Origin of the sequence: Gynuella sunshinyii YC6258, from assembly GCF_000940805.1 — a bacterium.
In the GTDB taxonomy this organism is placed as follows: Bacteria; Pseudomonadota; Gammaproteobacteria; order Pseudomonadales; family Natronospirillaceae; genus Gynuella; species Gynuella sunshinyii.
Genome location: NZ_CP007142.1, coordinates 2,820,069 through 2,836,602, shown reverse-complemented (window position 1 = coordinate 2,836,602; position 16,534 = coordinate 2,820,069). Strand labels below are relative to the sequence as shown.

18 protein-coding genes are annotated in these 16,534 nt (G+C 48.3%); 10 read left to right on the top strand and 8 right to left on the bottom strand.

Translation table 11 applies throughout. The features are described from left to right. Positions 1-203: 203 nt before the first annotated feature. Complete coding sequence (locus tag YC6258_RS12450) at positions 204-494, bottom strand: hypothetical protein (protein ID WP_044619997.1); 291 nt, start codon at positions 492-494, stop codon at positions 204-206. A 623-nt stretch (positions 495-1,117) separates the two neighbouring features. Between YC6258_RS12450 and YC6258_RS12445 the strand changes: the two genes are divergently transcribed. The 6 genes from YC6258_RS12445 to YC6258_RS12420 all read left to right on the top strand — a co-directional run bounded on the left by YC6258_RS12445 (position 1,118) and on the right by YC6258_RS12420 (position 5,795). Then, positions 1,118-1,729 carry a hypothetical protein gene (locus tag YC6258_RS12445; protein ID WP_044617276.1) on the top strand — a complete coding sequence of 204 codons (612 nt, stop codon included), beginning with the start codon at positions 1,118-1,120 and terminating at the stop codon, positions 1,727-1,729. Between the two features lie 94 nt (positions 1,730-1,823). Then, entirely contained in the window at positions 1,824-2,282 is a 459-nt protein-coding gene (locus tag YC6258_RS12440) for an SseB family protein (protein WP_044617275.1), read from the top strand. A 243-nt stretch (positions 2,283-2,525) separates the two neighbouring features. Continuing rightward, positions 2,526-3,464: a bifunctional helix-turn-helix transcriptional regulator/GNAT family N-acetyltransferase gene (locus tag YC6258_RS12435; RefSeq protein ID WP_044617274.1), complete on the top strand. Its 939-nt coding sequence runs from the start codon at positions 2,526-2,528 to the stop codon at positions 3,462-3,464. Between the two features lie 281 nt (positions 3,465-3,745). Next, positions 3,746-4,267: a hypothetical protein gene (locus YC6258_RS12430; RefSeq protein WP_245627050.1), complete on the top strand. Its 522-nt coding sequence runs from the start codon at positions 3,746-3,748 to the stop codon at positions 4,265-4,267. A 45-nt stretch (positions 4,268-4,312) separates the two neighbouring features. Beyond that, positions 4,313-4,684: a glyoxalase superfamily protein gene (locus YC6258_RS12425; protein ID WP_044617272.1), complete on the top strand. Its 372-nt coding sequence runs from the start codon at positions 4,313-4,315 to the stop codon at positions 4,682-4,684. Between the two features lie 199 nt (positions 4,685-4,883). After that, positions 4,884-5,795, top strand: coding sequence for a DMT family transporter (locus tag YC6258_RS12420; protein ID WP_052830245.1), 912 nt, complete (start codon positions 4,884-4,886; stop codon positions 5,793-5,795). Between the two features lie 7 nt (positions 5,796-5,802). On the opposite strand, the gene YC6258_RS12415 is transcribed toward YC6258_RS12420, so the two are convergent. Beyond that, a complete protein-coding gene (locus YC6258_RS12415; protein ID WP_044617271.1) occupies positions 5,803-6,009 on the bottom strand; it encodes a hypothetical protein in 207 nt (68 codons plus the stop codon). A gap of 128 nt (positions 6,010-6,137) precedes the next feature. After that, positions 6,138-6,515 (bottom strand): hypothetical protein, encoded by a 378-nt coding sequence (locus tag YC6258_RS12410; RefSeq protein WP_052830244.1) that lies wholly within the window; start codon positions 6,513-6,515, stop codon positions 6,138-6,140. Positions 6,516-6,816: 301 nt separating this feature from the next. Here YC6258_RS12410 and YC6258_RS12405 point away from each other — a divergent pair, with 301 nt between their 5' ends. After that, a complete protein-coding gene (locus YC6258_RS12405; RefSeq protein ID WP_245627049.1) occupies positions 6,817-7,884 on the top strand; it encodes an FUSC family protein in 1,068 nt (355 codons plus the stop codon). A 56-nt stretch (positions 7,885-7,940) separates the two neighbouring features. Here the strand turns inward: YC6258_RS12405 and YC6258_RS12400 are convergent, their stop codons facing one another. From YC6258_RS12400 to uxaC, 4 genes are all read right to left on the bottom strand, one after another. Then, positions 7,941-8,501, bottom strand: coding sequence for a YgjV family protein (locus tag YC6258_RS12400; protein WP_144407628.1), 561 nt, complete (start codon positions 8,499-8,501; stop codon positions 7,941-7,943). Between the two features lie 50 nt (positions 8,502-8,551). Continuing rightward, complete coding sequence (locus YC6258_RS12395) at positions 8,552-10,039, bottom strand: UxaA family hydrolase (RefSeq protein WP_044617269.1); 1,488 nt, start codon at positions 10,037-10,039, stop codon at positions 8,552-8,554. 7 nt (positions 10,040-10,046) lie between these two features. Continuing rightward, positions 10,047-11,495 (bottom strand): tagaturonate reductase, encoded by a 1,449-nt coding sequence (locus tag YC6258_RS12390; protein ID WP_044617268.1) that lies wholly within the window; start codon positions 11,493-11,495, stop codon positions 10,047-10,049. Between the two features lie 153 nt (positions 11,496-11,648). Beyond that, positions 11,649-13,067 (bottom strand): glucuronate isomerase, encoded by a 1,419-nt coding sequence (gene uxaC, locus YC6258_RS12385; RefSeq protein WP_044617267.1) that lies wholly within the window; start codon positions 13,065-13,067, stop codon positions 11,649-11,651. A 386-nt stretch (positions 13,068-13,453) separates the two neighbouring features. Between uxaC and YC6258_RS12380 the strand changes: the two genes are divergently transcribed. From YC6258_RS12380 to YC6258_RS12370, 3 genes are read left to right on the top strand one after another with little or no spacing between them, the layout of a single operon-like run. Further along, positions 13,454-14,449, top strand: coding sequence for a TRAP transporter substrate-binding protein (locus tag YC6258_RS12380; protein WP_044617266.1), 996 nt, complete (start codon positions 13,454-13,456; stop codon positions 14,447-14,449). 49 nt (positions 14,450-14,498) lie between these two features. Continuing rightward, complete coding sequence (locus tag YC6258_RS12375; protein ID WP_044617265.1) at positions 14,499-15,011, top strand: TRAP transporter small permease; 513 nt, start codon at positions 14,499-14,501, stop codon at positions 15,009-15,011. Further along, complete coding sequence (locus tag YC6258_RS12370; RefSeq protein ID WP_044617264.1) at positions 15,011-16,312, top strand: TRAP transporter large permease; 1,302 nt, start codon at positions 15,011-15,013, stop codon at positions 16,310-16,312. The genes YC6258_RS12375 and YC6258_RS12370 overlap by 1 nt, the downstream gene beginning before the upstream one ends. A 64-nt stretch (positions 16,313-16,376) precedes the next feature. Here YC6258_RS12370 and YC6258_RS30255 read toward each other — a convergent pair whose 3' ends face one another. Further along, entirely contained in the window at positions 16,377-16,532 is a 156-nt protein-coding gene (locus tag YC6258_RS30255; protein ID WP_169748963.1) for a hypothetical protein, read from the bottom strand. Between the last annotated feature and the right edge of the window lie 2 nt (positions 16,533-16,534).

Sequence of the window (16,534 nt, the reverse complement as noted above, 5' to 3'; positions counted from 1 at the left end):
TCCTTGCCACCAATAGATAACAAGTTTTTGGGTGTCCTTTATATCGCTCTTTATATTGCGCCAGATGGACTTTAGCAAACTAAATACTGTTTAATGCTATCTGATTTGGCCTTCAGGATACAACAGCCCCAGTTGGGGCTGTTGTTGACGTGGGTTTTATGAGCTATTCAATTCAAAAATGAATGAGTCTCTATTACTTCTCATTACTCAGCTTTCAAATAGCTAATTTTCCCCGAGATTACTAAAGAATTTACTGCATTTTCAATATGAGAACGATCAACTGTCTTGACTACTAACAAGTTATTCTCAAAAAAAACCGATTCGCTCAACAACTCATCTTTGATCTCTTGTGACAACCTTGTAGGATCGTAAAAACTTAATTTATATAACTCACCTTCAAACGTTACCACAGCACCATTAAACCAGCCTTTTGACTTCACTTCCCATTCATAGTCAGAAAAGTCGTTCGGTAATCTTAATTCGTATGTACTCATTATGAACCTATTTTGAACATTTAATGCGACTGCAAGCATCAATAAATTGTTGAGGTGTTAAATTCGCTCCTGGCCTGGGAACAATTTCATAGTGTCCTGGGTTTTGTCCTCTCGGAATAACACGTAATGAATCCGGAATAGAACTTTGATCAACTATATGCGGGACAAAACCATTTTGAATTATGTCCTGCACATTATCAAAACAGATACTCCATGAGTTTCTTTAACTAGGGCACCTCTGAAAAATGGCCTATTTTCGCGCAGGACGCAGTCAGCGCCAGTCTCACATCCTCATTTACTTCAGTAAACTGCGGTGTTGCGAGTGGCACTTCCTAACTGGCATTATAACTATTGCTATTTTTCCGAGCCCCCTTAGATGAAAAAATGCCAGGAAACTCCGCCGAAGATCTTATTTCTAAAATGGTTATCACACCTAACCGTTTATTATGTAGCGGGTATTGCCATAGAACCATCGTTCTTGATGGCAGCAATGGAGTCAATTTTATGCACCAGAAACCGATGATTAACCAGTAAACCAACATTTTTTCGACAACGGCTACTACGCTTTGATGTGTTTGAGCTGTCAATGATCGTGCACTATCAATAAAACGGAGTTAAAGGTTATGGATAATTGGATGCAATCAGCAACATTTCAGAATGATGTGAAAGTAGATATCGGCTTTATGGCATGCGACAGTTTTTATTTCGGGCCTGAAAATGGCCTCACGCCCGAGCAGTACGAAACAATGAGAGTGTCGCTGTATCAGCCAGAACTGAAGAAGTCAGGGAGCTTTATTCTCTCATGCGATGTAATTGGTCATGAAGAAGAGCTGATAAAACATTATCGGGACGTTGTTCAAAAATACGCTGAGTATGGGAAGGATATTTCCCAAAGTACTCACTTTTGGAATCGACCCGTCATTTATAATTCAGACTTTGTGATCAGTTTTCCCTGGCATGACCACTTCAGAGAGGGCAAGAATGTTCTGGATCATTTAACTTCTGTGGAAGATGGCAATATTTACAGGGATATAGACCAAGGCTGGGCACTGGATATTGCCGCAAGGGATGATCTGATATATGCGCGGGAATGGGATCCTGATTATGAAGAAATACACTACCAGGTAAAATTTGATCGAGTTACTATCCGCCAGCAAGCCAAGGCTCTCATGACAGATGTGCCTGCTTTAATTCAAAAATTATCTGCAGCGCTTGGCCATGACTACTGGACGTAAAACACCCAATAACACGCCAGGTTTAGCAGTAATCTCATTGTGATCATCATAATTAAACCCAAGGTACGCCCATTATATTAGGAGCAAGCAAAAGATGACCCAGGAAGAATCAAACATCGACGTTAATAAGGCGGTCGAAAATCCGGTGTTGGTCGCAGCCATGGAACGTGTCGCCCGCGAAGGCTCAGATGAGGCAAAAGATGAGTTGCTAAAGCAACTTTTGCAGGCAAATTACCTGGCGGCCATGTTCGCGGAAAATCTTAAAATATCATCGAATGAAGAGAACCAGAAAACCATTGAACAGGGTAGTACTTTTGGGGTCTTGTCGGCTGAAAACGACGGTAAGAACTACCTGGTCTTGTTCACAGACTGGCAGGCGCTGGGTGCATATACCGATCAACAGGTTTCCGGGTGGATATTACCTGGCCAGCAGGCCTGGTCTTTTGCGCTGCAAGGCGATACCTATGATGGTGTGGTCATCAACCCTGCGCATAATGCGCTACCTCTGGAGCGCCCCACACTCGAATATTTGTTGCACCTTGCAAGTCAGTGATCCTGGCACCTCAATCAACCAGGCGCCGGCCACGCCGGCTGCGCGCGGATGATTGCAGCGCCAGGCCCGCAAAAAGCCCCTTTCCTTCACTATGGTCAACACATCGCTTCTCACCGAAAAAGACCGATGTTGGCGTGAGGCCAGAGGGGTTTGGATATTTTATTGACTCTATCAAATAAATATTTGACTTAATCAACCACATGTTCAATGCTTGCGCTCATGTTGATAGCCTGGAGGTGTGCCATGCCTGTCTCTCCCACGACATTAGCTCAGCGAATCAAGCGCATCAGGAAGTTTAATCGTTTCTACACCCGCATCCTGGATTTACTGGGTCGCACATTACCCTATAGCCAATATTCACTCTCTGAGGCACGAATTCTGTTTGAGATCGGTGATCAGGATTCGCCGGTGGCGCAGGATCTGGTCAAGCAGCTGAATCTGGATCCCGCACAGCTAAGCAGAACGCTTAAGCGACTGGAGGGTCAGGGATTGGTTGTCAAATCCCCTTCCAAAACGGATAGCCGTAAACAAATACTTCACCTGAGTCAGTCGGGACAATCGGAGTTGGCACAACTCCAGAAGCTGTCATCCCATCAAATTGAGTCGTTATTGTCCGGCCTTTCTGTTGATCAACAGACCCAGCTGATTGATGCCATGCAATCGATTGAGACGCTGCTGGGCGCAGATAAAGCCACTTCGAATTTATTTAGCATAAGAACTTATCGCCCCGGAGACGCAGGACAGGTTATTCGACAACATGCGTTGTTTTATAACGAGCATTATCAGTTCGATATGTCGTTTGAGGCGTATGTTTCTGAAGGTCTGACCCGCTTTATGAATGGCTATGATGTGTCGCGGGACAGGCTTTGGGTAGCAGAACTGAATGATCGCTTCATCGGCTCCATTGCGGTTACTAAGGTAGAGAATACAGAGATCGCCCAACTCCGATGGTTTTTGATTGATCCGGGCTCTCAAGGGATGGGGCTCGGTAATAAATTGATCAACGAGGCCTTACTGTTCTGTCGCCAGGCCGGGTATCAAGGTGTTTTACTCTGGACGATCAAAAATCTTGATGCGGCTCGTCATCTATATACAAAATCCGGCTTTGAGCTGACCGAAACCAAGGCCCACACGATTTGGGGCCGCGACCTGGTGGAAGAAAAATGGGAGCTGGTTATTTGATCTGTTAACTCGCTGACTATGTGTTATCAAAAGGCATAAGTGAGTACTTGGGTCATCAGACCCTCGTTCAGTCACTACGATATAGGTTATATCACCCGCCAGCATTGGTGGTGCTTTTGAAGGTAATTTTGAGCCGATAAAAAAAGATTGAATCCACAAGCGCATAAACGCACTGCGAAACATTTTTTATTCATATCCGTACTGGAAACCACGCGTTGCTTTTTTCAGTACAATGGCTACGATGATCGAACATTGATCGCCAACTGCGATCAGCAGAAGACTTGAGGCCTGGTCAGGTTATGAGTATTACACAAGCACTTGAACGCTGGGATGAAAAATCTGCAGATGACATCAGTAATATTTATCATCGTTACAGCCAAACAGACAGTTTCATGCCGGACCTCATTGAGCTCTGCGGTCATGCCCGCTTTGAAAAGGGAACCACATGGCTTTTAAAGCATCACCTTGAAAAACAATATCCGCTGGATGCGCACCACATCACCACTCTTTATAAACTGGCACCAAAATTCGAAAGCTGGGAAGCAAAGCTACACGTTCTTCAAAGCATGCCATATATGCCCATTGATCAGTCTGAAAAAAGCACTGTCGAGTTTTTTTTGAGAGATTGTCTGATGGATACAAATAAATTTATCAGAGCATGGGCCTACAATGGTTTTTACGAGTTAGCTGTTCAATATCCTGAGCACAAAGATGAAACCAGACTGTTCTTTGAGATGGCGATGAAGGATGAAGCTCCTTCGGTCAAGGCAAGGATCAGGAACATTCTGAAAAAAGGCTTCTAAACCCGTATTGTTTACCCCGGTAACATATGTTTTTGAGGATCTGTTATGAAATGCCAGACAATTCCCGTATTCAGAATATTTGATGAGATGCGCGCCAAAGAATTCTATCTTGGTTTTTTGAATATGACCCTCGATTGGGAGCATCGCTTCGCGCCGGAAGCTCCCGTCTACATGCAGGTATCCAAAGGCGACCTGGTATTTCATTTGAGTGAGCACTCCGGTGACTGTACACCGGGAAGCAAGGTTTTTATCAATGTGCAGGATCTGGACACGCTGTTTGCCGAAATCTCTTCGAGGCCTTATAAATACAATCAACCAGCGTTAGAGCTGGCTCCGTGGGGTGACCGCTGTTTTACAGTGACTGACCTGTTTTCAAACAGGATACTGTTCAATGAACCGTCCGGGAAGGGTAACTGAACCAGCGCCTCCGGGCCCTGCCCATCCCTGTCAAATCACTCGAAGTTTCGATGAGAATCAACCACTCGACTCAACCGCCAACAGACTGCATTCAGGGGCATGTGTTGTTGTCTCGAATCAACCGGCATTGGGGTATTTAACCGGTGGCGGGATTGCCGTATGCTGCGCTGCCTTTTTTCTTGTTGTGAGTGTGTAGATCATGGAAACCAACGCCGCTCTCGGTTACATGCTGGCGCTCGGGGCAGCTACCTGCTGGGCTATTGGCAGTATGTTGTCGACCGGACCGGTACGAAAGTTCGGAGCCATACATTTTAATATGCTGCGGATGTTTATCATTAGCGGCATGCTGTTTGGTTATGTCTTGCTGACCAACAGTTGGGGACAGCCGGTTCTGGGTGATATCTCTATCTTACTGGTCTCTGGTTTTACCGGTATTTTCCTCGGCGATACGCTGTTGTTCACATGTGTTAAAAAACTGGGACCACGCCTGGCAGGCCTGCTGTTTGCAACCAATGCACCGATGACGTTTCTGGTGGGGTTTTTACTGCTGGGTGAGAACCATAAGGTTTCCAATTTTGTGGGTGTCTCGCTGGTGTTCAGTGGCGTGTTGATTGCGTTGATGTTCCGGGATACCGACAAGAATCTGAACTCGTCATGGGATCATCAGAATGATGGCTGGATCTGGGGCGTCGTCGCCGGACTGGGTGCCGCATTGTTTCAATCCATTGGCTCGCTGATCGCACAACCAGTGATTCAGAAGGGCTTCGATCCGGTGTTTGCTTCAGCCATTCGGGTTAGCATCGGATTTGTCGCACTACTGGTAACCGCCAGCAGCAGAGGACCGCTGTTACAGCAGTACCGGGATAAGCAGTTGAACCGACGCGATGTACTGCATATTACCGCCAGTGGCATTTTTGGTATGGGGGTTGGTATGACCCTGTTGCTGGCAGCGATGAAATTCGCACCCGTTGGAACGGTTGCCATCCTGTCGGCGACCACGCCGATTATTTTGCTGCCCATTCTCTGGTACATCACTCGCAAGCCACCCAATATTTATTCTTTTGCAGGTGCATTACTGGTGGTGATTGGTACGGGACTGGTATTCGCCTGACACCGGTTTAGATGGCAATGAATTTTGGCAATAGCATCAGCACCACGGCCAGTCCAATCATGATGGCATTGTTATCAACCACATAGGGTAACCCCATCAGACCAATGCCACTGACAAAGGGAATCACTGATTTTTGCTTTTTACCATACAGGAAGTAGCCAAAGCCGATGGAACCAAACAGGATTCCCCAGAAAAGATTTGCATAGTCGCCCATATTTTTTTTACCACTGTTCAGGATGAACAATCAGGATACGAAAATATCATAACCGGGACACGATACTGCCAAACATTTACACGGATTGGAGTCGGTTTTGTGGTAGGGTGTTCAACACTGGTAAGGCGTTAGACATATTGCCGGGATAAAATTTCCAGAATCAAAGGCTTGGTGTATTTTTCTTCCGCGACGACGTCCTTGTCGTCTCCACGATGATGGTACTCGCCGGCATCAAACGCCAGATAAACATCATAGGCTGGGGATGGCAGAGTATTATTATTCGATGCCAAAAATGTCTCATCGGTCATAAACCCGAATAACCAGTTGGCGGCATTGTCGCAGAATGCAAAGTCATAGCGCTGTTCCCGATAACTTTGTGCCAACGCCAATGCAAACATGTTGGCAAACTGAGCCAGGGTCAGATTATGTGACCTGGCGTGTTCGATGGCGGTCCGTTCACTCAACTCATTTTTACTGGCCAGAACCAGCAGTTCAGTAAGGTTCACGTTTCCTTCAACTCCGGTGACCGGTTAGTATGAAAATAACAAAATTCGGGTGATAAACAAGTCCCTGATGGTGTTTCCGACATTTCGCGATCATCCAGGTACATGTACTGCTGTTTTTTTGACAGCTCTTTTTCCAACCGGTATTTAAGCAATTTCTGTTTTTCAAAGAGGCTTCTGTACTATCGCTATCGCCATATTATCCCGGCTCGAAGAGCTGTACTGACAATTTGCATGGTGACACTGCGCGATCACCTCGCCTTTCGAGTATACTGCAGCAAAATTTCGTTATGGTGTTTTAATCTTGAATTCAAAACCATCCGCCGTCCAACAGTTTGTTATCCAACTACGTAGCCTGCTTACCTTTAATAAGGTGGATGTGCCATGGCACTGGGGATTGCTGGCCGCGTTGAGTGTCGGCCTGCCCATGTTATTTGGTGCCCACTTTGGACACTTCGAAAGTTCGGTGCTTGCCGCTCTTGGCGGCATGGTTATTTTATACATGCCCAATACCGGAATTCTGCATCGTATGACAGTACTGGCAGTATGCTCATTTGGTTTTTCCGTGTGTTTTACGTTGGGTCTGACGGCCAGCTTGTTTCCGTTTTTATCCCCGCTGATACTCACCATCGTCACATTATTAATTACTGTCATTTGCCGCCTGTATCGCATACCGCCACCCGGCAGTTTCTTTTTTATCCTGATTACCTGTATCGCCACTGTGGTTCCATTTCAGGCGGAACAGCTGCCCGCCCAGATCGGAGTGGTCACCATCGGTGGCATGGTTGCCTGCTTACTGGCGTTAATTTACGGCCTTCTGGTGGGTACTCAACCGGCTAAAACCAAGATCACGCCAGACCAGAAACACATGACCGCGATTCTTCTGGAAGCGTCTGTTATCGCAATATTCGTTGGGATTTCGATGCTGATTGCTCAGCTTATGCAACTGCACAACGCTTATTGGGTGCCTATCTCCTGCGCGGCCATTTTACAGGGCGCGACATTCCGGATGATCTGGCATCGTAATATTCATCGCATCGTTGGCACGGTCATCGGTATGTTTCTCGCCTGGGGTATTTTTTCCCTGTCGCTGACACCATTGCAGCTGGCGCTTTTGGCGATGCTCATACAGTTCATGATTGAGTCTCTGGTACCACGAAATTATGGGTTAGCCGTTATTTTCATTACTCCCATCACCGTCATATTTGCTGAATTCGGCAATCTGGGCACCAGCCCGGACGATCTGATTACGGTTCGTATGATCGATATTTTGCTGGGCAGCGTGATCGGTTTTATCGGTGGCTGGGTCATTCATCAGACCACTTTGTTCACCCGGCTGGAAAACACGCTCAAGCGGCACTGGGAACCTTGATCACACCGTCGCAATATTTCTGCTGGGATGTAAGGCAATTAACGGATCAACCAGGGTTATTTGACAACCACAGACGTTTTCTGTTCGCGCCAGAGCCGATAGAGCGTGCTGGCATTAATCAGCAGGAAACTGGATTCGATGATGGTTCCTCCAATAGAACCAATGGCCATGTTGTGGGTTAACCAGCAGACCGTGCCAATCATCATCATGAAGCGCATCCGCATGCCTTTTTCGCGAAACAGTGCCCAAGTGCCCAGACAGGCGGCAAATAGCGGCAAAACAAAAATCCAGGCGGTGATTCCGGGAACCACCAGAACAATATTGATCAGCATAAATGCGAACATCCATACCAGGCTGTTAGTCCGCCGCGATGCCCACGCCCGGGTACCACTGACCCAGGCGCTGATTGCACCGGGATAAGAACCCATGAGCAGGAAGTGAAGACCAATCACAGCACAATAGGCACTTAAAAACTGTTTCAAACGGAGATCATCTTTTTGTGCGAATGCCAAAAAGCCGGTAATCAGAGCTACCATTCCCAGACTCTGGGCCACTGGATGCTGCAAATACAACTGCCTGAGGGGCTCTAGCGCAGACATCAAAACATCAATACCCATATTTCCTCGATGCAGAGATCCCACCTGTGATACAGGCGGGATACCTTCCACTACAATGTCACACCACTTTTAAAAATGGCAATTTCCTGAAATTCGTTACGTTCATTACAGGTCTGCCCGCCATTGGCGATATCGACAATCAACGCAACGAATTCTGCCAACAACTCATCCATGACAGCGCCTTCCAACAGGGTGCCGGCGTTAAAATCAATCCAATGCTTTTTCTTGTTTGCCAGAGCGGAGTTGGTGGCAATTTTGACCGTCGGAACCGGACCGCCATATGGCGTGCCCCGACCGGTCGTAAACAACACCATATGACATCCGGCAGCGGCCAGCGCAGTCGTTGCCACAGCATCATTACCAGGGGCACTCAACAGGTTAAGGCCGGGACGATGCAGCTTCTCACCATACTTCAATACGTCCATCACGGTACTGCTGCCGGCTTTCTGAGTGCATCCCAGAGATTTTTCTTCCAGAGTGGAAATTCCTCCGGCCTTGTTTCCAGGTGACGGATTTTCATACACCGGCTGCTGGTGATCGATATAGTATTGTTTAAAATCGTTGACCATGGAAACTGTTTTGGCGAAAACATTTTCATCGGCACACTTGGCCATCAACAAATGTTCAGCCCCAAACATTTCCGGCACTTCTGTCAAAACAGAGGTACCGCCATGAGCGGTGACATAGTCGGAGAAGCGACCGAGCAGCGGATTGGCGGTAATACCGGAAAAGCCATCGGAACCACCACACTCCAAACCAAAACTGAGCTCACTCAGTTTGCCGGGTTCGCGTTTGTCCTGTTGCATGCGTTCAACCAGTTTGACCAGACGCTGAAAACCATCCTCCACTTCATCTTCATGAGTCTGACAGACCATGAAGTCCACCCGTTCAGGATCGTAATCCTGCAAGGTCTGTTGAAACCGGGAGACTTGGTTGTTCTCACAACCCAACCCCACCACCAGAACGCCACCGGCGTTGGGGTGAGTCACCAGATTTTGCAGAATCACACGGGTATTTTCGTGATCTTCACCCAGCTGCGAACAACCGTATGGATGACTCAATACATGGATGCCATCAATCGCAGACAAATCCATTGACCGTTCAACCGCACGTTTCATCTGCTGGGCAACCGCATTTACGCAACCGACCGTAGGGATGATCCATAACTCATTACGAATACCGGGTCGGCCATCTTTACGTCGGTAAATATTGATTTCACGATCCCCTAGAGATTGAGCGATGTCACCCAGCTCCGGGGTATAGCGATATTCATTGAGATCCTGAAGGTTTGTTTTCAGATTGTCCTGATGCACCCAGCAACCCGGTTCGATATCGACCAGCAGATGACCAATGGGATGGCCGTACTTGATCACATTCGCACCGGCCGGTATCACCTGCAAACTGAATTTATGACCTTTGGGAATATCCTGTTGCAGGGTTACCTGTTGGTCTTCAAGCTCCAACACTTGCCCCGCGGTCAATTCTGTCAGCGCCACGGCCACATTATCGAGGGGATGAATTTTTATGAATGAATTCATAGCCACCTCACAGTGCACTCAGCGCCTGGCGCAAACCATCGGCCAGAATCGCGTTAATGTAGGTATTCACTTTTTCAGACAGCCCCGGAATGGTGGTCAGATCAAGTTCCCAATGACTCTCTAATGACAGCACTTCCTGCACCAGCGCAGGGATATCGGTCGGTTGTGTCCAAAGCTGTTTGAAGCTTACTAACCAATGTTCGTCATCCTGCAGTGGGATGGTTTCGCATCCACGCAACCCGCGATAAAACACCAGTAACGCCGCCAGAGAAAATACCAGCCGGGAAGGTAATTGACCGTTCATCTGCTGGTACTTCAACAGTTGCGGCAGGATACGGGTTTTGAATTTGGTCATGCTGTTCAGTGCGATGGCGGTCAGCTGGTGCTGAATGAATGGATTACCAAAGCGCTTCAATACATCGCTGGCAAATGAGACCAGTTCATCTTCGGGTAAATCCAGCGTCGGGATGATTTCGGAAAAGATCGTCTGCTCAACAAATTCGAACAGTTGTGCATCCTGCATCGTCTCACCGACTGTGTCGATACCGGCCAAATAGGCAACTGGCACCATCGCTGTGTGTGCACCATTGAGGATAGCCACTTTGCGTTCTTTATAAGGTTTGATGTCATCAACCACCAGAATATTCATGGTGACATCCGCCGGCAGCTGATCCAGGCACAACAGCTGACGCACGCTTTGTGGCCCTTGTATTACAAACAGATAAAAATATTCAGCGGTATCCAGAAACTGATCCTGATAACCAAGCAGCTGTTGCAGCTCCTCGTGTTCGGATCTCGGAAATCCAGTCACAATCCGGTCAACCAGGGTTGAACAAAAGGTATTGGCCGTCACCAGCCAATCGATAAAGCCTTCACCCAACTGCCATTGCGTGGCGCATTGCAGCATGATTTCCTTTAACCGCTCGCCATTGTAGTCAATCAGTTCACAGGGAAATAACACCAGACCTTTATCACTCATGCCATTGAAATGCTGATAACGGGCATAAAAAAACTGTGTCAGTTTTGCTGGATAGCTAACGGGAGGCGCATCCTCAAACCGGTCTGTCTCAATATAGGTAATACCCGCTTCTGTGGTATTGGAAAACACCATTTTCAATTCGGCCGAACGGGCGATTTCCATCACCTGAGCATAATCAGCGTAGATACTTAACTCACGATTGACCGAACGAATGATCCTGGACTGCCGCACTACCTCGTCCTGATCATCAATACCACGAATGACCGTGGTATACAGCCCATCCTGAAGATTGAGAGAGGGCGGAAAATCAGTATCGATGGGACGTACCACCGTAACGCCGGCGTTCAGTGGCGTGTGCTCATTTAAAATATCCAGCTGCCAGTCGATAAACGCCCGTAAAAAATTTCCTTCACCAAACTGAATTATTTTTTCCGGATAGCTTGCACCGGGGAAAGCAGAACGATTGAGGGTTACCATAACCATACCTGTATATATCCGTTAGACTTAACGCCACCTCAGCCGGGTTGTTGAGCAACCTGTCCATGGTCATGTTCTCACCTCAGCTGATTGCAGCGCCAGCAATCATCCGGCAATCAAAGTGAGATTGCCGGCCATTTAAGAAATCTGTTATCAGCGGTTTGACAGTTCAATACCAAAATAACGTTCCGCATTACCAAAACAGATGTTTGCCACCATACTACCCAACAGTTTGAGATCTGCCGGTGCTTCCCCTTTCTGCACCCATTCACCGATCATGTTGCAGAGAATTCGACGGAAGTATTCATGTCGGGTATAAGACAAAAAGCTGCGACTATCGGTTAGCATGCCCACAAAACGGCTCAGTAAACCAAGCTGTGCCAGTTGGGTCATTTGCCGTTGCATGCCATCTTTTTGATCGTTGAACCACCAGCCGGAACCAAACTGCATTTTTCCGGGGATACCATCACCCTGATAATTTCCGATCATGGTGGCGAGCACTTCGTTATCTCTGGGATTCAAACAATAGAGGATGGTTTTGGGGAGCGTATTTGTCTTCTCCTGCGCATCAAGCAGTTTCGCCAGCGGCGCTGCAATCACGGTGTCATTTATGGAGTCGAAGCCGGTATCCGGCCCTAACTCGGCCAACCGGCGGCTGTTGGTATTTCTCAGCGCGCCAATGTGGTACTGCTGCACCCAGCCGCGACGCACATATTCTGCTGCCAGGAACAACAACACGGCGGTCTTGAATGCATCTACCTGATGAGTGTTCAAAGGGTGATTTTGCCGACGGGCATTGAGAATAATGTCGAGTTCAGCCTCACTGGCCTCGGCATAAGGAACGGTATCCAGAGCGTGATCGGAAATACGACAGCCATGCGCCGCAAAATGGTCCATCCGCCGGCTCAGCGCCTGGGTCAGATCAGCAAAACAGGCAATATGAGTATCACTGACCTGCGCCAGAGTATCGATATAGTCCACGAATCCCGGAGCATCGATGTTAAAGGATCTATCCGGGCGCCAGCTCGGCAACACCTTAACGCCAAATTCGTCATCTTCTGCAATTTGATGATGTGCCTGAAGATCATCAATGGGATCATCGGTGGTACCCACCATCTTCACATTCATCTGCTGCATGATACCCCGGGCGGAAAATTCCGGTTGCTGCAGCAGCACATTACAATCCTGCCAGAGACTCTCTGCCGTATCTGGCGATAACAAGCGATTCGTAATACCAAAGGGGCGTCTTAGTTCCAGGTGAGTCCAGTGGTACAAGGGGTTGCCAATGGTATGTGGCACCGTAGCAGCCCAGGCCATGAACTTTTCTTTATCACTGGCATCACCGGTACAAAAACGCTCGTCCACGCCATTGGATCGCATGGCCCGCCATTTATAGTGATCCCCCTTGAGCCAGATTTCATAGAGATTTTCAAATTGATGGTTATGGGCAATCAGTGCCGGTGGCAAATGACAGTGGTAATCAAAAATCGGCTGGTCTTTGGCAAACTCGTGATAAAGGCGGCGGGCAAACTCAGTTTCAAGTAAAAAATCATCGTTGATAAAAGCAGTCATGCGATTTCTCCAATCGGCTTTCAATTATATTTGTTATACCAATTATTAGAAATCGGCACAGTCATGTCCACCAGATTAATCTATTTAAGCCGATATAGCGCACATACAGGATTGTTATTCCGCTAAACTTGTCATATAACTTGAGCCAGATCAATTTTTGGTCTAACAGGTATGACATGATCTGCCGCTGAAAACATGCAAGCCTGGATCAAAGCTCTAGCAATGCTGTGTTATTTTGAGCCAAAAAGGCGTAAACACCTAAAATCAGATAACAAGACGCCTGATACATAAAAAAGATGTTATACCAATTCAAAATAACACACTGAAACGCCACTCTGCATGCAAACCCCAGAACCTATAATGACAATCACTGAGGTCTATCAATCATGAAGCTAAATCCCAAACACCTGGTTACCAGCCTGATGCTCGCAGTTCCCCTGGCACTGGCATCAACGGCCAGCCTGGCCGTTGAACGGGTCACTCTGAAACTTGCCCACAATCTGGACACCACGCATGTGGTTCACCGCGCGCTGGCACAAATGGCCAAAGATATCGACGAAGCATCCGGCGGCAAGATGAAGCTCAGAATTTATCCAGGTGGTCAGATGGGTGGTCCCCGCGAGACTCTGGAACTGATACAAAACGGCGCCCTGGACATGACCAAAGCCAGCGCCAGTGAAATGGAAACGTTTCAACCGGCCTATTCCATTTTTTCTCTGCCGTACGTCTTCAAAGACAGCGCTCATTTCGAAAAAGTCATTTACGGACCTGTTGGCCGGGAATTGATGAATGAAACCAAAGACATTGGTTTCACTGCGATTGCCGCATACGTAGCGGGCACCCGCAGTTTTTACGCCAAGAAAGAAATTCACTCGCCTGCGGATATGAAGGGTCTGAAAATCCGCGTGGTTGCCACGCCCACTACCATTAAGTTGATTGAACTGCTGGGTGCCGCTCCCGCACCGATTCCATTTGGAGAGGTATACACTGCCCTGCAACAAGGCGTGATAGATGGTGCCGAAAACAACGAACCTTCTTACGTTCAAACCCGCCATGTGGAAGTGGCAAAGTACTACATCGAAGACCAGCACACATCCGTGCCGGATTTCCTGGTGATCTCGACCAGCACCTGGAACAAACTCGATGATGAACAGAAGCAGATCATTACGGATGCCGCCAGAAAATCTGAAAAATATGAACATGAACTCTGGGATCAGGTGGTTTTGGAATCACGGCAACGTGCCGAACAAATCGGTGCCAAATTCATTCAGGTCGATAAAGCCGCATTCCGCGAGGCGCTGGCGCCACTGTACGACGATTTCCGTGCCGATCCTGTGAAAGCCGAGTGGCTCGAAAAAATTGAAGCTGCCGCGGGCGAATAATCTGTCATCAGCACCGGCAGAGGCCTGAGCCTCTGCCCTGGAGAACGTTATGCGATTTCAAACATTCAAGAAGCCGGTCGATTATGCCATTGCCGGCTTCTGCATTCTGATCATGGCCTCCCTGGTCGTCTGTGTCGTCTGGCAGGTGTTCAGCCGCTACGTCATGAATCAGCCCAGCACATTTACCGACGAGATCGCCCGCTTTGCGATGATTTGGGTCGGACTTCTCGGGGCCGCGTATACCACAGGTCTGCAGAAACATCTCGCCATTGATCTGTTCAGCAGTCGTTTTGCCGGACGCAGTAAACATGTCAGCGTATTGTTCATCAACCTGTGCATTTTAGCGTTTGCCTCCAGCACCATGATCTGGGGCGGCTGGACCTTAGTGGCCAAGGTTTACAGCACCGGTCAGGTTTCACCGGCCATGCAAATGCCCATGGCTTACGTTTATGGTGTTCTGCCTATCAGTGGCAGCATCATCAGTTATTACAGCCTGTTATTTATTCTGGATGCAGCGATAGATCTGTTTACTCAGCCAGACATGATCGAGGAGAGTTGTTAATGGATTGGTCAATTGCACTGGTCATGTTCGGGTCTTTCTTTGTACTGGTCTTCCTGGGTGTGCCCATCTCTTTTTCCATTGGTCTGGCTTCGCTGGCCGCCGGTTTTATGATGCTGCCGGTGGAAACCATTCTGGCTGTAGTGGGTCAGAAAATGGCCACAGGTCTGGACAGCTTTTCACTGCTGGCCATTCCATTTTTTATCCTCGCCGGCATCTTGATGAACAGTGGTGGCATTGCCCAGCGGCTGATTAACTTTTCTCAGGTACTGGTTGGTCGGATGCCCGGTTCCCTGGGGCACGTTAACGTACTTGCCAACATGTTTTTCGGATCGATATCCGGCTCTGCAGTGGCTGCTGCCGCTGCCGTGGGTGGCACCATGTCACCATTGCAAAAGAAAGCCGGTTACGACCCCGCCTATTCTGCCGCCGTGAACGTAACCTCCTGCATCACCGGGTTGCTGATTCCACCCTCCAACGTGCTGATCGTGTATGCTCTGACAGCCGGTGGTATCTCAGTGGCTACCCTGTTCATGGCCGGCTATCTGCCCGGTCTGTTGATGGGACTTTCATTAATGGCCGTTGGCACCGTCATCGCCCGTAAACGCGGTTATCCGGTTTCCGAGAAACCCACGCCACGCATGATACTTGCCGCGTTTATCGACGCGGTACCGAGTCTGCTGCTGGTGATCGTGGTCATGGGCGGCATCCTCGGCGGAGTGTTTACGGCGACCGAAGCCTCTGCAATTGCAGTGGTATATACGTTTATTCTGTCAGTGCTGATTTATCGGGAAGTGAAATTCAAAGATCTGCCCGGCATCATGCTTGAAGCGGTGGTAACCACTTCTATCGTATTACTGCTGATCGGCATATCGGTGGGCATGTCCTGGACCATGACCAATGCAGACATCCCCTACACCATCGCCGACGCCCTGATGAGTGTTTCTGAGAACCCCTACGTCATTCTCATGATCATTAACGTGATCCTGCTGGTGGTTGGTATTTTCATGGACATGACTCCGGCGGTGTTGATCTTCACTCCGATCTTTTTGCCGATAGTGACCCAGCTGGGTGTCAATCCCGTGCATTTTGGCATCATGATGGTGGTCAATCTGTGCATTGGTCTGTGCACACCACCGGTGGGCAGTGCTCTGTTTGTCGGCTGCTCGGTATCCGGCGTGAAAGTTCAGGAGTTGATCCGCCCAATGCTGCCATTCTTTCTGGCACTGTTGGTCACCCTGATTGCTGTCACTTATATTCCACAGATCAGCCTGTTTTTACCCGGTCTGTTTGGCATGCACTAGCGACTATTAAGACATGACGCAGAAGGGGGCAGAAGATCCACCTGCCCCTTCCTGCCATTTTCACCTATAATGCCGGTGCTTTAAGCCCGTCAACCGCAGGCAGATCGATAACGACTTCCGGCGGATCAGCCAGGCCGGCAACATTACCGGATTGATAAATCACGTAGACATTTATAATCGAAAGGCGTTTATGAGTCCCTGGAACATCAGGCAACTTCATGC

Bases quoted from the DNA above. Each gene is read 5' to 3' on its own strand.
- YC6258_RS12450 (WP_044619997.1), bottom strand. From the start codon at position 494: ATGAGTACATACGAATTAAGATTACCGAACGACTTTTCTGACTATGAA.
- YC6258_RS12445 (WP_044617276.1), top strand. From the start codon at position 1,118: ATGGATAATTGGATGCAATCAGCAACATTTCAGAATGATGTGAAAGTA.
- YC6258_RS12440 (WP_044617275.1), top strand. From the start codon at position 1,824: ATGACCCAGGAAGAATCAAACATCGACGTTAATAAGGCGGTCGAAAAT.
- YC6258_RS12435 (WP_044617274.1), top strand. From the start codon at position 2,526: ATGCCTGTCTCTCCCACGACATTAGCTCAGCGAATCAAGCGCATCAGG.
- YC6258_RS12425 (WP_044617272.1), top strand. From the start codon at position 4,313: ATGAAATGCCAGACAATTCCCGTATTCAGAATATTTGATGAGATGCGC.
- YC6258_RS12420 (WP_052830245.1), top strand. From the start codon at position 4,884: ATGGAAACCAACGCCGCTCTCGGTTACATGCTGGCGCTCGGGGCAGCT.
- YC6258_RS12415 (WP_044617271.1), bottom strand. From the start codon at position 6,009: ATGGGCGACTATGCAAATCTTTTCTGGGGAATCCTGTTTGGTTCCATC.
- YC6258_RS12400 (WP_144407628.1), bottom strand. From the start codon at position 8,501: ATGGGTATTGATGTTTTGATGTCTGCGCTAGAGCCCCTCAGGCAGTTG.
- YC6258_RS12395 (WP_044617269.1), bottom strand. From the start codon at position 10,039: ATGAATTCATTCATAAAAATTCATCCCCTCGATAATGTGGCCGTGGCG.
- YC6258_RS12390 (WP_044617268.1), bottom strand. From the start codon at position 11,495: ATGGTAACCCTCAATCGTTCTGCTTTCCCCGGTGCAAGCTATCCGGAA.
- uxaC (WP_044617267.1), bottom strand. From the start codon at position 13,067: ATGACTGCTTTTATCAACGATGATTTTTTACTTGAAACTGAGTTTGCC.
- YC6258_RS12380 (WP_044617266.1), top strand. From the start codon at position 13,454: ATGAAGCTAAATCCCAAACACCTGGTTACCAGCCTGATGCTCGCAGTT.
- YC6258_RS12375 (WP_044617265.1), top strand. From the start codon at position 14,499: ATGCGATTTCAAACATTCAAGAAGCCGGTCGATTATGCCATTGCCGGC.
- YC6258_RS12370 (WP_044617264.1), top strand. From the start codon at position 15,011: ATGGATTGGTCAATTGCACTGGTCATGTTCGGGTCTTTCTTTGTACTG.
- YC6258_RS30255 (WP_169748963.1), bottom strand. From the start codon at position 16,532: ATGAAGTTGCCTGATGTTCCAGGGACTCATAAACGCCTTTCGATTATA.